The sequence below is a fragment of the Streptomyces sp. NPDC056479 genome, assembly GCF_042795335.1.
Lineage (GTDB): Bacteria > Actinomycetota > Actinomycetes > Streptomycetales > Streptomycetaceae > Streptomyces.
In genome coordinates this window covers 380,691-394,557 of sequence record NZ_JBHTRZ010000010.1, presented here as the reverse complement: position 1 = coordinate 394,557, position 13,867 = coordinate 380,691, and the positions used below count along the sequence as shown (strand labels likewise).

Here is a 13,867-nt window from a genome sequence, read left to right as displayed (position 1 = left end):
CCAGGTGTCCGAGTCGGGCGGATCCTGTGCACGGCTGTCCGCCAACTATGGACGCAGGTGGCAGCGTCTGCCAGCACTTCGGCCCCTGGCGTGCCTACGAATATTGGTATCGACCACTGGCATGCCCGGGGGGTGGCCGCCGGCCCAACCGCGCTACGGGCGGGGCGAGATGAGCGAGCCGGGGTCCCGGTGCATCCCGCCGTGACGGGGTGCACCGGGACCGATGACGATTCGTCAGACCAGGTCCATCGCCGCGACCTCGTCCGGACGGCCGTAGCTGACCGGACCGTGGAAGCGGCGCCGGGCGGTGGTGAACCACCACACCGTGGCCACGGCCAGGACCACCGCCAGGGCGATCGGCGCGTAATTGAACGAGTCGACGGTGACCGGCGAGGCCTGCGGCAGCATGAACATGACGCTGCTGAGCAGGATCCAGCTCACCGCGACGATCCCGACCGGCCTGCCCCAGCGGCCCAGGTGCCAGGGACCCGGCTGGAACTCGTCGCCGAGCCGCAGCCGCAGCAGGATCGGGACGGCGTAGGCGAGGAAGAGCCCCACGACATTGACGCTGACGATGGCCGTGAACGCCGTGTGCGACCACCAGCCGGGCACCACGAGCGTCAGCGAGCAGCCCACCGCCAGCCAGACCGCCTTGACGGGCGTCCGGGTGCGCGGCGAGACCGAATGCCACCAGCGCGAACCCGGCATCGCGCCGTCCCGGGAGAAGGCGAAGATCTGCCGGGTGTTGCTGGTGAGGTTGGCGAGGCCGCAGAAGAGCATCGCGCCGATCACGATCAGCAGCAGCGCCTTCGCGCCGCCCACTCCGAGCCCGTCGATCAGGATCTGCACGGGCGGGGCGTCGGCGCCCGCCACACGGTCGTAGTCACGAATGCTGTAGACCAGTGCCAGCATCAGCAGCAGCCCGGCGATTGCCGAGTAACCGATCGCCCTCGTGATCCCCTTGGGTGCGTTCACCGTCGCCCGGACCGTTTCCTCGGACATGTGGAAGCTGCCGTCGAAGCCGGTGAAGGTCCAGCTGGTCACCAGCAGACCGAGCATCCCGCCGTAAAGGGCACTCGTGAAACCGGTGTTGTTCGCGAAATGCGTGACGTACGAAGCCGGCTGGTGGTGATCGGGAATCACGATCAGGGCGCTCACGATGATCACGAGTCCGCTGAGCAGCCACCACACGGAGATCCGGTTCAGCAGGGCGACCAGCTGCACCGTGTAGGTGTTGGCGAGCCCCTGCAGCACGATGATCAGCGCCGCGATCAGCACCGTACGGTGGCCGGTCGGCTCGTACGAGGGCCACTGCAGGGCGACGAGGGCCTGGACGAAGGTGGCGGCGGCGTACCCGGTGGCGGCCGTGCCGCCGACCTGGCCGACGAAGTTCAGCCATCCGGTGTACCAGGACCAGGCACCTTTGTGGCGTTTGGCGAGTTTCCCGGCGGAGAAATACAGCGCACCACTCGTCGGATAGGCAGAGGCGACTTCCGCCATCGCTGCTCCCACGAAGAGCACCATGACGGATACGCCGATCCAGCCGAAGACGAGAATGCTCGGGCCGCCCGCGTTCAGACCGAACCCGAAGCCCGAGAAGATACCCGAGATGATGTTGATGATGGTGAACGAGATGGCGAAATTGTCGAAGGCCTGAAAACGCCGCGTGAGTTTTCTCGGATAACCCATCGCATGCAGCGTCGCATCGTCGTCCAGTGCGTTCGGATCCGCTCCCCCGCGTGCTCGGGCACGCGATGCGGATATCCGTTGTGACACGGCCGGACCTCTCTCTAGGTGGGGGGTTGTGGTGCGTCAGACGGCCGGCACGGGCAGCCCGCAGGCGCGGCGCGCCCGGGACAGCTGCTCGGCCGGGTCGCCGAAGACGGACCAGGGCATGCGCGAGGCGTAGGGGCCCATCGCCGTGAAGACGGTGTGCCCCTGCGTCTCGCACCCGGCCATGACCAGGGCATGCGCGAGATAGGCCAGGTCGAGGACGGGAGTGAAGGGGTAGTCGGCGACCGTGGGCAGCCAGTGGTGGTGGATCGACAGGGCGGTCGAGCGCCACTGCGGCTGCTCCCAGACCCGGTCGGCGAGCAGTTGGGTGGGGTCGTAGCACTCGACCAGGGCGACCAGCGGGAGCAGGCGCAGGGATGAGTCGGCGGGGGCGCGCTGGCCGAGGAAGGCGGCGACGTCCCAGGCGGCCGTCACGGAGCCGCCGTAGCGGGGGAAGAAGCAGGCCAGAAAGCGGTGGTGGGCCTCGCGGTGCCAGGGGTCGAGCGAGAGGACGTGCGCGAACAGGCGCCAGGGCCCGGCCGGTGCGGTGAGCAGCCCGCGCGGGGCCTGGTCGCGCAGCCGGTGCAGCCGGGCCATGGCCAGCTTCGTCACCACGGGAGTGGGGTCGGCAGGGTCCGCCGTCGCGGCCCGGTCGCAGGCGGCCAGCGCTATCCGCTCCAGCGCCTCGGTCCGCGGGTCGCGCGCGTCGGCCGCGCGCATCGCCCGCAGCACGGCCACCCGCGCCCACATCAGGGCCGCCTCGGGGCCGGGTTCCTCGGCCAGCCAGCGCTCGACGAGATCGGAGTCGGCGGCCTCCGAGGCGAGCACGAGGGAGCGGTGCGCCCTCAGGCCGAAGTCACCGCGGGTTTCGGCCAGGGCGTCGCGGGCGCTGAGCCAACGTCCGGCCCGGACATCGACGCAGACGCTCGCCAGCACACGGTCGTCGGCCGCCGGATGCCAGAGATACTGCCCTTCGAATAACCCCGCGGCCATGTGTCCCAGCCCATCCCCGTTACGTCACCTCACAGTTGCACCCCTGGCACCTTACTCAGCGTGGGCCCCAACCGGAACGTGGATTTCACCCTGGTGGCCGGAGTTTTTCGGCGGCATTGCGGTCATCCGCCGGCTAGTTCAAAGCGACACCTTTTCTCATCGCGCCGCCCCATCCGCTTTCACCCACTACTAGAATGTTCCAACGAAATATGCCCACCCCCGCTCAGCTTTCAGGAAAAACGATTCACGACCTCGCCACGCGGCTGCGCCGCCTCCCCCCGTCCTGCGGCCCGGTCCGCCTGATCGGCGTCGACGGACACGCCGGCTCCGGAAAGTCCACGTTCGCCGGGCAGTTGGCCCGGGCGCTGGACGACGCCCCGGTGCTGCACCTCGACGACATCGCCAGCCACGACGAGCTGTTCGAGTGGACGGAGCGACTGCTGGCCCAGGTGATCGCACCGCTCACCCGGGGCCGGACCGCCCACTACACCCCCTACGACTGGCGGGCCCGCCGCTTCGGCGCGCCGCTCCCCCTGCCGCCCTCCCCGGTGATCCTCGTCGAGGGCGTCGGCGCCGGCCGCCGCGCCCTGCGCCCGTATCTCGCCCGGCTGCTGTGGATGGACGTGCCGCACGAGGAGTCGTGGACGCGAGGCCGCTCACGGGACGGGGAGGAGCAGCGGGAGTTCTGGGAAGGGTGGGTCAGGGCGGAGCTGAGTCACTTCGCCGACGACCCTTCCCGGCCCTTCGCCGACCTTCTGGTCCGGCAGTGCGGCAAGGGATATGAGGTGATTCCTGGGCCTGCCGGGACGGTTGGACCGGACCAGTCCATCACACACGGTGACGACCCATCGGCAATGTGCTGAACTTGTGAAGAGCCCCGCCGGACAAGTTCCCGGAGTGCCTCAACTCGGCTTGACCCGGGGGCCGTACAGGACTTACGTTCTGAATGTGCGGTCATTCGAGACCGCCCGAAGACGCGAAGCCCCCGGTTGTTCCCCCGTGATCGGGGGCTTCGTTCTGCCCGCGCTTCTCTTTTCGGGCGCCGAGCGGCGCGATTTGGTCACCCTCGGTCACCAACCGCTCTCCCTCCGATCCGCTCCCACCTCGCCAAACGGCCGGTGCGGCACCCTGGGGCGCGCCATGCCCTCGCAGGTACGATGCCCTCGGTGCGACCTACGGACGGCCGCTCTGCGCACCGCTGCAACTCCGGTCCGCGATACGGCGGTTCGATCGAGCTGACCAAGGCGGCCGACGGGCCAGCGGCCGGCCAACCGACGGGGGCACGGTTTGTGGGGGACGTGATGGACTTCGGCACGCAGGGCCCCGAGGCCCCGGCCGACCTCGCCTGGTTGCGAGGTGTGGATGCCTACACGATGGGGGCGTATCCGCAGGCGGAGGAGGAGTTCCGCACCGCGGTACGGATCGATCCGGGAATGGCCGACGGATGGCTCGGTCTGCACGCACTGCGCGTCGACACGACGACCGCGCTGCTGCGGATGTTCCGCCATCGGGACCGCTTCGGGGAACAGCGCACCCGGCATCGGCGCACGATCAACTCCTGGTACTGGCTGGGCTGGTGGGTGCAGCCGGTCCTGGAGAGCCCGCGCGACCTGCTCCTCGCCCACGCCTCGCACTGGCTGGACGGCCGGCACGTCCCCGAGCTGGACCGGGCGCTGGCCGGGCTCCCGCCCGTGGACACCGACCACCAGGTCCGCTTCCTGCACGCCTGCCGCGCCTATCTGGTCAAGGACTGGGAGCAGCTCGTACGGCACACCGACCCGCTGCTCGACGACCCGCTGCTCGGTATCGAGGCGGGCCTGTTCGGCGGCATGGCGCGGGTCCGGCTGGAAATGTACGGACAGGCCGAGCCGCTGTTGTCGGCCGCGCTGATGCGGTGCCGCAGCGAGCAGCCGCAGCGCAAGGAGCTGCGGTACTGGCTGGCGCGGGCGCACGAGGGCACTGGCCGCTCCGCCGCCGCCCTCCCGCTCTACCGTGCGGTGCACCGCGTCGACCCCGCCTTCATGGACACCTCGGCCCGGCTCGCGGCCATCGCCGAGGGCGACGGCTACGACGACCCCACCGACCTCGCGGCGATCACGCTCACCGGGTTCGGCGGGGACGTGGCCGACGGCCCCGACGGGCTGGACCCGCTCTTCGGCACCGAGGGGCGGGACCTGAAGCTGTCCGACCCCGACCTGCCGCCGACCGGGCCGCTGCCGTCGGTGGTGGATCCGGCGGTGCGCGAGAAGACGGCCGTGTCGTCGCAGCCGCTGCCGGCCGGGCCGACCGACCCCCGGTTACTCGAGGAGGCGCTCGCCGAGCTCGAGCGCATGGTGGGGCTCGAACCCGTCAAGCGCCAGGTCAAGGCGCTGTCCGCCCAGTTGAACATGGCCCGGCTGCGGGCCGGGCAGGGGCTGCCGGTCCAGCCGCCCAAACGGCACTTCGTCTTCTCCGGCCCCTCCGGCACCGGCAAGACCACGGTCGCCCGCATCCTGGGCCGCGTCTTCTACGCCCTCGGGCTGCTCGGCGGCGACCATCTCGTGGAGGCCCAGCGGGCCGATCTGGTCGGCGAGTATCTGGGCCAGACGGCCGTGAAGGCCAATGAGCTCATCGACTCCGCGCTCGGCGGGGTCCTGTTCGTGGACGAGGCCTACTCCCTGTCCAACACCGGCTACGGCAAGGGCGACGCGTACGGCGACGAGGCCCTTCAGGTGCTGCTGAAGCGGGCCGAGGACAACCGGGACCACCTGGTGGTGATCCTCGCCGGCTATCCCGAGGGCATGGACCGGCTGCTGGCCGCGAACCCCGGTCTGTCCTCGCGCTTCACGACCCGCGTCGACTTCCCCTCGTACCGCCCCCTCGAACTGACCTCGATCGGCGAGGTGCTCGCCGCGGAGAACGGCGACGCCTGGGACGAGGAGGCGCTGGACGAGCTGCGGTCGATCGCCGGGCATGTGGTCGACCAGGGGTGGATCGACGAACTGGGCAACGGACGGTTCCTGCGGACGCTGTACGAGAAGAGCTGTGCGTACCGGGATCTGCGGTTGACCACCTATCCGGGGGCGCTCACGAGGGACGACTTGTCGACACTTCGGCTGCCGGATCTGATGCAGGCGTACGGAGAGGTGCTTTCGGGGCGGGGGCCGCAGGATCCGTCGGCCATGTGACGGACCCTGCGACGCCGTGGCCGTGGATCAGCCGGCGAGGACCCCTTCGGGCTCACCCGTGCTCATCCGCGGCCCCGTCACCCGAACCTCCGGCAACTCCCGATGCGCCGGATCCCGTACCTCGCCGACCAGCAGCTCCAGTACGTCCTCCAGCGCGACGAGACCGAGGACCTTGCCCGACGCGTCGGCCACCTGGGCCAGGTGCGTCGCGGCGCGGCGCATCACCGTCAGGGCGTCGTCCAGCGGCAGTTCGGAGCGCAGGGTCGTCATCGGGTGCCAGACCTGCTGTGGCACGGCCCGTTCCGATTCCTCCAGGTCCAGTACGTCCTTGACGTGCAGATAGCCCATGAAGGCGCCGTTCTCCGCCGCGACCGGGAAGCGGGAGTACCCGGTACGGGCGGTGAGCGCGACGATCTGGCCGGGGGTGACCGACGGGCTGACGGTGACGAGGGACTCGCGCCCCAGGAGTACGTCCGTCACCGGGCGGGAGCCCAGCTCCAGGGCGTCCTCCAGACGCTCCTGTTCCTCGGGGCCGAGCAGGCCCGCCTGGCCGGAGTCCTCGACGAGCCGATTGAGCTGCTCGCTGGTGAACACCGCCTCGACCTCGTCCTTGGGCTCGACGCGGAAGAGCCGCAGGATGGCCTGGGCGACGGCACCCAGGGCCACGGTGATCGGCCGGCAGAAGCGGGCGAAGTAGACCAGACCCGGGCTGAGCCACAGCGCGACCTTCTCCGGGGCCGCCATGGCCAGGTTCTTCGGCAGCATCTCGCCGATGACCAGATGGAAGAAGACCACCGCGGCCAGCGCGATGACATAGGTGAGCGGATGGATCACGCCGTCCGGCAGATGGATCCACTCGAATACCGGCTCCAGCAGATGCGCCACCGTCGGCTCGGCGACCGCGCCGAGCGTCAGCGAGCAGACGGTGATGCCGAACTGGGCCGCCGCCATCATCTGCGGTAGCCGCTCCAGGCCGTACAGGACCTGACGGGCCCGTGCCGTGCCCAGCGGTTCGATCTGGCTGCGGCGGACCGAGACCAGGGCGAACTCGGCGCCGACGAAGAAGCCGTTGGCGAGCACGAGCAGCGCGGCGAAGACGAGTTGGAGCACGCTCATCGGGCGACCTCCACCACGGCCCCGGTCCGGACCAGCCGGACGCGCTCGGCGCGGTAGTGGCCCACCCGGCGCACCGACAGCCGCCAGCCCGGCAGGTCCGCCTTGTCGCCGACGGCCGGGATGCGTCCGAGCAGGTCGGCGACGAGTCCGGCGACGGTCTCGTACGGCCCCTCGGGCACATCGAGGCCTATGCGCTGGAGGATGTCGACACGGCAGCTGCCGTCGGCGTCCCAGGCGGGCCGGCCGTCCTCCGGCGGGGCGGCGGCGAGTTCGGGCAGGTCCTGCCCGTCGTGCTCGTCGCGGACCTCGCCGACGAGCTCCTCGACGATGTCCTCCAGCGTGACCACGCCGGCCGTGCCGCCGTATTCGTCCACGACGACGGCGATGGGCTGCTCGCTGCGCAGCTGGGCGAGGAGGGGCTGGACCGGCAGGGTCTCGGGGACGAGCAGCGCCGGGCGGGCGATGCGGCCGACCGGGGTGCGCAGACGATCACTCGAACGGATCGCCAGCGCGTCCTTCAGATGGACCATGCCGACGATCTCGTCGATCCGCTCCCGGTAGACCGGGAAACGGGACAGACCGGTGGCACGGGTGAGGTTGACCACATCCTCGGCAGTCGCCGACGACTGGAGCGCGCTGACCTTCACGCGCGGCGTCATCACATGCTGCGCGGTCAGCTCGGCTAGCGACAGGGTCCGTACGAACAGGTCGGCGGTGTCCTGTTCCAGGGCGCCCGCCTGGGCGGAGTGCCGGGCCAGGGAGACGAGTTCGCCGGGGGTGCGGGCGGAGGCCAGCTCCACGGCGGGCTCGATGCCGAGCGCGCGGACGAGACGGTTGGCGACGGCGTTCAGCCCGGCGATGACCGGGCGGAACAGCCGAGCGAAGGCGTGCTGCGGGCCGGCGACGAAGCGCGCGACCTGCATCGGCCGGGACACCGCCCAGTTCTTGGGCACGAGCTCGCCGATCACCATCTGCACGGCCGAGGCCAGCAGCATGCCGACGACCACGGACACGCCGGACACCGCGCCCTCGGGGATGCCGATCGCGGTGAAGGGGCCGCCCAGCAGCTCCGCGAGCGCCGGTTCGGCGAGCATGCCGACCACCAGGGAGGTGATGGTGATGCCGAGCTGGGTGCCGGAGAGCTGGAAGGAGAGTTCCTTGAGCGACTCGACGACCCGGTGGGCCCTTCGGTCGCCCTCCGCGGCGGCCTTCTCGGCGTCCGTCGCCTCGACCGTGACCAGGCCGAACTCGGCGGCCACGAAGAAGCCGTTGGCGAGAATGAGGAGGAACGCGGCTGCCAGGAGCAGCAAGGGGATGCTCATGATGCGGCCGCCCCGGTATGTCGGGAGGGGGCGGCGCCGGTACTACAGGACGATCCGTCCATCGCTGGAGGGAATCACTCCTCGGGTAGCAGGGGGGCCTCTGAGGACCGTTGGGGACATCAGTGGCGGAGGCGTCACGAAAAACGCCTCCGCCAACAGATTAATCAAGACATCGCGATTTACGGCAGGGTGAACGGAGCCGAGTCAGCCGTCATGGTCCTCGGTCTCCCGGATGGCACGTGCCTCGGCGAGCGCCCGCAGGGTGCGTGCGTCGGCGATGGCCCGCTGCTTGGCGATGCCCGGCTGGATGCCGAGCGCGGGCAGGCTGGTGCCGTCGCTGAGGTTGAGGAACACCCAGGGGTCGCCCGGCCGGAGGTTCACCTGGACGATCTCGGCCCAGTCCAGCCGGCGCCTGGTGGCGATGTTCACCACGGTGACGCCGGACTCGTCGGCGACGACCTTCACGCGAGCCAGCCTGGCCAGCACGCCGAACATCAGCGCGCCGGTGAGGATGAAGGTGAGGCGCTCCCCCGGACCGAGCTTCTCCAGCAGCACCGCGACGGCCGTGATGACGACGAAGATCGCGGCGCCCGCGGTGAGCAGGACGGCCCGGGTGCGGCCCGGTCGGAACGTGACGGGAAGAGCAGGCAGTTCGGACATCTCTGTGCTCTCTACAGGCGGCAGGCGTGGATGGCCGTGGTCAGGATGGCCCGGGCGCCGATGTCGTACAGGTCGTCCATGATGCGTTGGGCTTCCTTGGCCGGGACCATGGCACGGACGGCGACCCAGCCCTCGTTGTGCAGCGGGGAGACGGTCGGGGACTCGAGGCCGGGCGTGAGGGCGACGGCCTTCTCCAGCTGCTCGACGCGGCAGTCGTAGTCCATCATCACGTAGGTCCGGGCCACCAGGACGCCCTGGAGGCGGCGCAGGAACTGCTGGACCCTCGGCTCGGCGGCGTCCTCGGTGTCCGCGCCGGTGCGGCGGATGACGACGGCCTCGGACTTCATGATCGGCTCGCCGACGACCTCCAGACCGGCGTTGCGCAGCGAGGTGCCGGTCTCGACGACGTCCGCGATGACCTGGGCGACACCGAGCTGGATGGCGGTCTCGACGGCGCCGTCGAGGTGGACGACGGAGGCGTCGATGCCGTTGTCGGCGAGGTGCTTGGCGACGATGCCCTCGTAGGAGGTGGCGACCGTCTTGCCCTTCAGGTCCGCCAGGTCGTCGCCGACGGTGCCCGGCTTGGTGGCGAAACGGAAGGTGGAGCGGGCGAAGCCCAGCGGCAGGATCTCCTCGGCATCGGCGTCGGAGTCGATCAGCAGGTCACGGCCGGTGATGCCGATGTCGAGCTGACCGGAGGCGACGTAGATGGCGATGTCGCGGGGGCGGAGGTAGAAGAACTCGACGTCGTTCCCGGGGTCGACGATCCGCAGTTCCTTGGACTCGCGCCGCTGCAGGTAGCCGGCCTCATGCAGCATCTCCGCCGCAGGGCCGGACAGGGAACCCTTGTTGGGGACGGCGATGCGCAGCATGAGGTCGGCTTCCTTCGTTCGCTCTTGCGGGTGTGCGGGATTGCTGGTGCTCAGAGGTGGGCGTAGACGTCGTCGAGGGAGATGCCGCGCGCGACCATCATCACCTGGACGTGGTACAGCAGCTGCGAGATCTCCTCGGCTGCCGCTTCCTTGCCCTCGTACTCGGCGGCCATCCAGACCTCGGCGGCCTCCTCGACGACCTTCTTGCCGATGGCGTGGACGCCCTTCTCGACGAGTTCGGCGGTGCGGGAGGTGGTGGGGTCGCCCTGGGCGGCCTTGTGCTGGAGCTCGGTGAAGAGCTCCTCGAACGTCTTCTTGGACATGGTGACGCTCAGCCTATGCCACATACGGCTTTCGTCAGCGCCAGGGTTCAGATACTGAGCGGAGGGTCGCCGCCGTCGCCACGGCCGCGGTCACCGCCTCGTGTCCCTTGTCCTCGTTCGAGCCCTCGATGCCGGCCCGGTCCAGGGCCTGCTCCTCGGTGTCGCAGGTCAGCACGCCGAAGCCGACGGGGACGCCGGTCTCGACGGAGACCTGGGTCAGGCCCTGGGTCACGCCCTGGCACACGTACTCGAAGTGGGGGGTGCCGCCTCGGATGACGACCCCGAGGGCCACGATCGCGTCGTAGCCGCGGCCCGCGAGGACCTTGGCGACCACCGGGAGCTCCCAGCTGCCGGGGACCCGCAGGAGGGTCGGCTCGTCGATCCCCAGGTCGTGCAGGGCGCGCAGGGCGCCGTCCACCAGACCATCCATCACCTTCTCGTGCCACTGTGCCGCGATGACCGCGACCCGCAGGTCGCCCACATTGCGTACGGACAGCTCCGGTGCGCCCTTGCCGCTCACGTTCTTGAGTCTCCTCGTGTGCTCTTACTGGTTGGTGCAGGTGGACAGCGGGGCCGGGGCCTCGGGGGCCTCGTCCAGCCAGGGCAGGTCGTGGCCCATCCGGTCCCGCTTGGTGCGCAGATACGTCAGGTTGTGCTCACCCGCCTGTACGGGCATCGGCTCCCGGTCGGTGACCTTGAGGCCGTGGGCGAGGAGCGCGTCGGTCTTGTCGGGGTTGTTGGTCAGCAGGCGCACGCTGTGCACGCCCAGGTCGGCCAGGATCTCGGCGCCGGCGCCGTAGTCGCGGGCGTCGGCGGGCAGGCCGAGTTCGAGGTTGGCGTCGAGGGTGTCGCGGCCGCGCTCCTGGAGTTCGTAGGCACGCAGCTTGGACATCAGGCCGATGCCGCGGCCCTCGTGTCCGCGCAGGTAGACGACGACGCCGCGGCCCTCGGCCTGGATGCGCTCCAGGGCCGACTCCAGCTGGGGGCCGCAGTCGCAGCGCAGTGAGTGGAAGACATCGCCGGTGAGGCACTCGGAGTGGATGCGCACGACGACGTCCTCGCCGTCGCCGATCTCGCCGTGGACGAGGGCCACGTGCTCCACGCCGTCGACGGTGGAGCGGTAGCCGTACGCCGTGAAGGCGCCGTGGGCGGTGGGCAGATGGACCTCGGCCTCGCGGCGGACGGTGGCCTCGGTCGCAGCCTGCTCGTGCCGGGCCGTCCGCTGCTCGACCGGCTTCGGGTGCTCGGCGTCGCGCAGGTGGGCGATCAGGTCCTCGATGGAGATGATCGTCAGGCCGTGCTTGCGGGCGAACGGGATCAGCTCGGGCAGCCGCAGCATCTCGCCGTCCTCGCCGGCGATCTCGACGATGGCACCGGCCGGGCGCAGCCCCGCGAGCCGGGCGAGGTCGACGGCGGCCTCGGTGTGGCCGTTGCGGACGAGGACGCCGCCGGGCCTGGCGCGCAGCGGGAAGATGTGGCCGGGGCGGACGAGGTCCGTCGGCTCCGCCTCGCCGCTCGCGAGGAGCTGCAGCGTGGTCGCGCGGTCGGAGGCCGAGATGCCGGTGGTCACCCCGTGCGCGGCGGAGGCGTCCACGGACACGGTGAAGGCGGTCTTCATCGACTCGGTGTTGTCCGCGACCATCTGCGGGAGTTCGAGCCGGTCCAGCTCTTGCGGCTCCATGGGCGCGCAGATCAGGCCCCGGCACTCGCTCATCATGAAGGCGACGATCTCGGGGGTCGCGTGCTCGGCGGCGATGACGAGGTCGCCCTCGTTCTCGCGGTCCTCGTCGTCGACGACCACGACCGGGCGGCCGGCGGCGATGTCGGCGATGGCCTGCTCGATCGGGTCGAGCGTCAGGTCCTCGACGCCTTCGGTTCGGTACAGGATCGGTGCCGTGGTCATGCCGGCGCTCCTTCCAGGACGGGCCGCGCGTCCCTGCGGGAGCGCAGCCACCAGTCGCGCATGCCCCACAGGACGAGTGCGCCGTAGATGACGTAGACGAAGCCGGAGAAGGCGTAGCCGTTGGCGAAGTTGAGGGGGACGCCGACCAGGTCGACGAGCAGCCAGGCGAACCAGAACTCGACCATGCCGCGCGCCTGGGCGTACATGGCGACGACGGTGCCGACGAAGATGTAGGCGTCCGGCCAGGGGTCCCAGGACAGCGTCGGGTACGCCTTGAAGAGCAGCGCCACCGCGACGGTGCCCGCGGCGGCCGCCGCCACCATGACTCCGCGCTCGCGCCAGGTGGCGAACCGTACGGCGATGTGGCCGTCCTCGCCCTGGCCCTTGCCACGCTGCCACTGCCACCAGCCGTACAGCGCGACGACCATGACGACCGCCTGCTTGCCCGCGCTGCCGGTCAGATGGCCGAAGAAGGCGCCGAAGAGGATCAGACCGGCGAGGAACTGCACGGGCCAGGTCCATATGGAGCGCCGCCAGCCGAGGGCGAGGGCGGCGAGGCCGAAGAGGTTGCCGACCATGTCCGACCAGAGGATGTGCTGGCCGAACAGGGCGAAGGCCTCGGAGTTCAGCGAGTTCACCGGTTCGTCGCCCCTTCGGAGGAGAGCCGGTCGCCCAGCATCCGCTCGACGTACTTGGCGATGACGTCGACCTCGAGGTTGACCGGGTCGCCGGCCTGCTTGAGGCCGAGCGTGGTCAGGTCGAGGGTGGTGGGGATCAGGCTGACGGTGAAGTAATCGGGGCCAGCGTCGACGACGGTGAGGCTGATGCCGTCGACGGTGATGGAGCCCTTCTCGACGACGTACCGGGACAGGTCCGCGGGGAGCGAGATCTTCACGATCTCCCAGTTCTCGGACGGCTTGCGCTCCAGCACCTCGGCGGTGCCGTCGACATGACCCTGCACGATGTGCCCGCCGAGGCGGGCGCCCACGGCGGTGGGGCGCTCCAGGTTGACGCGGGAGCCGACGGTGAGGACGCCCAGGCTGGAGCGGTTCAGGGTCTCGGCCATGACGTCGGCGGTGAACTCGTCGCCCTCGTGGTCGACGACCGTGAGGCAGACGCCGTTGACCGCGATGGAGTCGCCGTGCTTCGCGCCTTCGGTGACGACGGGGCCGCGCAGTCGGAAGCGACAGGCGTCGTCGAGGGTCTCGACGGCGGTGATCTCGCCCAGCTCTTCGACGATTCCGGTGAACACTTCCCGGGTCCTCCTGCCACATAGGGGCACGGACTCCGGGGCCTGTCGATGACGACAGAATGTACGAGCAGGGACACCGGGGGCGACGCCGGACAGGGCTCGCCTCAAGGACGAACCGGTACGGCGGCGCGCACGAATGCCCGCCCGCCGCGCACTGCCTCCCATCCGGACTTTAACCGTCGGTCCAGGAATTTCACCTGGTCAACCGGCCGCTGGAGGCGACCGGGTCGCGGACTGTAACCGCCGGTTCGGACTTTCACCGACCCCGGAGTGCGCTGCTTCTGGTACAGGGCCAGTGTGCCACGCCTGATCGATGTCCATGCGGGCGAATCCTGTGGGGTGCCTCACAGGCCGCTGCGCTGGACTTCCGCGGCAGCTCAGGGCGGCCCAACTTCCGCGCGCGGGAACGACCTTGGGATTGGTCCATACCTATTGACGCTATGGTCTAGTCCTCTTTAAGGTCAGCGCAACTGACGACGGTTCGGG

General features: G+C 70.1%; 13 protein-coding genes and 1 riboswitch. Of the genes, 2 read left to right on the top strand and 11 right to left on the bottom strand.

The window, feature by feature from the left end:
- Positions 1–234 precede the first annotated feature (234 nt).
- Positions 235–1,776, bottom strand: coding sequence for an amino acid permease (locus ACFQ6S_RS35530; RefSeq protein ID WP_383418918.1), 1,542 nt, complete (start codon positions 1,774–1,776; stop codon positions 235–237).
- A gap of 36 nt (positions 1,777–1,812) precedes the next feature.
- On the bottom strand, positions 1,813–2,766 hold the full coding sequence (locus ACFQ6S_RS35525; RefSeq protein ID WP_383418916.1) for a hypothetical protein: 954 nt from the start codon (positions 2,764–2,766) through the stop codon (positions 1,813–1,815).
- A gap of 209 nt (positions 2,767–2,975) precedes the next feature.
- Between ACFQ6S_RS35525 and ACFQ6S_RS35520 the strand changes: the two genes are divergently transcribed.
- Both ACFQ6S_RS35520 and ACFQ6S_RS35515 read left to right on the top strand, forming a co-directional pair.
- Positions 2,976–3,629 carry a uridine kinase gene (locus ACFQ6S_RS35520; protein ID WP_383418915.1) on the top strand — a complete coding sequence of 218 codons (654 nt, stop codon included), beginning with the start codon at positions 2,976–2,978 and terminating at the stop codon, positions 3,627–3,629.
- 438 nt (positions 3,630–4,067) lie between these two features.
- On the top strand, positions 4,068–5,933 hold the full coding sequence (locus ACFQ6S_RS35515; protein WP_383419033.1) for an AAA family ATPase: 1,866 nt from the start codon (positions 4,068–4,070) through the stop codon (positions 5,931–5,933).
- A gap of 27 nt (positions 5,934–5,960) precedes the next feature.
- On the opposite strand, the gene ACFQ6S_RS35510 is transcribed toward ACFQ6S_RS35515, so the two are convergent.
- The 9 genes from ACFQ6S_RS35510 to ACFQ6S_RS35470 form a co-directional block, all read right to left on the bottom strand.
- Positions 5,961–7,049 carry a hemolysin family protein gene (locus ACFQ6S_RS35510; RefSeq protein ID WP_383418913.1) on the bottom strand — a complete coding sequence of 363 codons (1,089 nt, stop codon included), beginning with the start codon at positions 7,047–7,049 and terminating at the stop codon, positions 5,961–5,963.
- Positions 7,046–8,371: a hemolysin family protein gene (locus ACFQ6S_RS35505; protein ID WP_383418911.1), complete on the bottom strand. Its 1,326-nt coding sequence runs from the start codon at positions 8,369–8,371 to the stop codon at positions 7,046–7,048. Before ACFQ6S_RS35505 ends, ACFQ6S_RS35510 begins: the two co-directional genes overlap by 4 nt.
- 204 nt (positions 8,372–8,575) lie before the next feature.
- The gene (locus ACFQ6S_RS35500; protein WP_383418909.1) at positions 8,576–9,031 is read right to left on the bottom strand and encodes a PH domain-containing protein; all 456 of its coding nucleotides are present in this window, start codon (positions 9,029–9,031) and stop codon (positions 8,576–8,578) included.
- Positions 9,032–9,042: 11 nt separating this feature from the next.
- Positions 9,043–9,903, bottom strand: coding sequence for an ATP phosphoribosyltransferase (gene hisG, locus ACFQ6S_RS35495; protein ID WP_383418907.1), 861 nt, complete (start codon positions 9,901–9,903; stop codon positions 9,043–9,045).
- Between the two features lie 50 nt (positions 9,904–9,953).
- Positions 9,954–10,226, bottom strand: a complete 273-nt coding sequence (locus ACFQ6S_RS35490; RefSeq protein WP_383418905.1) for a phosphoribosyl-ATP diphosphatase — start codon at positions 10,224–10,226, stop codon at positions 9,954–9,956.
- 34 nt (positions 10,227–10,260) lie between these two features.
- Entirely contained in the window at positions 10,261–10,746 is a 486-nt protein-coding gene (gene ribH, locus ACFQ6S_RS35485) for a 6,7-dimethyl-8-ribityllumazine synthase (RefSeq protein WP_003988915.1), read from the bottom strand.
- 24 nt (positions 10,747–10,770) lie between these two features.
- Positions 10,771–12,129, bottom strand: a complete 1,359-nt coding sequence (locus tag ACFQ6S_RS35480; protein WP_383418903.1) for a bifunctional 3,4-dihydroxy-2-butanone-4-phosphate synthase/GTP cyclohydrolase II — start codon at positions 12,127–12,129, stop codon at positions 10,771–10,773.
- The gene (locus tag ACFQ6S_RS35475) at positions 12,126–12,767 is read right to left on the bottom strand and encodes a nicotinamide riboside transporter PnuC (RefSeq protein WP_383418901.1); all 642 of its coding nucleotides are present in this window, start codon (positions 12,765–12,767) and stop codon (positions 12,126–12,128) included. Before ACFQ6S_RS35475 ends, ACFQ6S_RS35480 begins: the two co-directional genes overlap by 4 nt.
- A complete protein-coding gene (locus ACFQ6S_RS35470; protein WP_383418899.1) occupies positions 12,764–13,381 on the bottom strand; it encodes a riboflavin synthase in 618 nt (205 codons plus the stop codon). Before ACFQ6S_RS35470 ends, ACFQ6S_RS35475 begins: the two co-directional genes overlap by 4 nt.
- A 147-nt stretch (positions 13,382–13,528) precedes the next feature.
- A riboswitch (FMN riboswitch) is annotated at positions 13,529–13,659 on the bottom strand.
- Between the last annotated feature and the right edge of the window lie 208 nt (positions 13,660–13,867).

Coding starts and splice junctions, on each gene's coding strand:
- ACFQ6S_RS35525 (WP_383418916.1), bottom strand. CDS start 2,766: ATGGCCGCGGGGTTATTCGAAGGGCAGTATCTCTGGCATCCGGCGGCC.
- ACFQ6S_RS35520 (WP_383418915.1), top strand. CDS start 2,976: ATGCCCACCCCCGCTCAGCTTTCAGGAAAAACGATTCACGACCTCGCC.
- ACFQ6S_RS35515 (WP_383419033.1), top strand. CDS start 4,068: ATGGACTTCGGCACGCAGGGCCCCGAGGCCCCGGCCGACCTCGCCTGG.
- ACFQ6S_RS35510 (WP_383418913.1), bottom strand. CDS start 7,049: ATGAGCGTGCTCCAACTCGTCTTCGCCGCGCTGCTCGTGCTCGCCAAC.
- ACFQ6S_RS35505 (WP_383418911.1), bottom strand. CDS start 8,371: ATGAGCATCCCCTTGCTGCTCCTGGCAGCCGCGTTCCTCCTCATTCTC.
- ACFQ6S_RS35500 (WP_383418909.1), bottom strand. CDS start 9,031: ATGTCCGAACTGCCTGCTCTTCCCGTCACGTTCCGACCGGGCCGCACC.
- hisG (WP_383418907.1), bottom strand. CDS start 9,903: ATGCTGCGCATCGCCGTCCCCAACAAGGGTTCCCTGTCCGGCCCTGCG.
- ACFQ6S_RS35490 (WP_383418905.1), bottom strand. CDS start 10,226: ATGTCCAAGAAGACGTTCGAGGAGCTCTTCACCGAGCTCCAGCACAAG.
- ACFQ6S_RS35480 (WP_383418903.1), bottom strand. CDS start 12,129: ATGACCACGGCACCGATCCTGTACCGAACCGAAGGCGTCGAGGACCTG.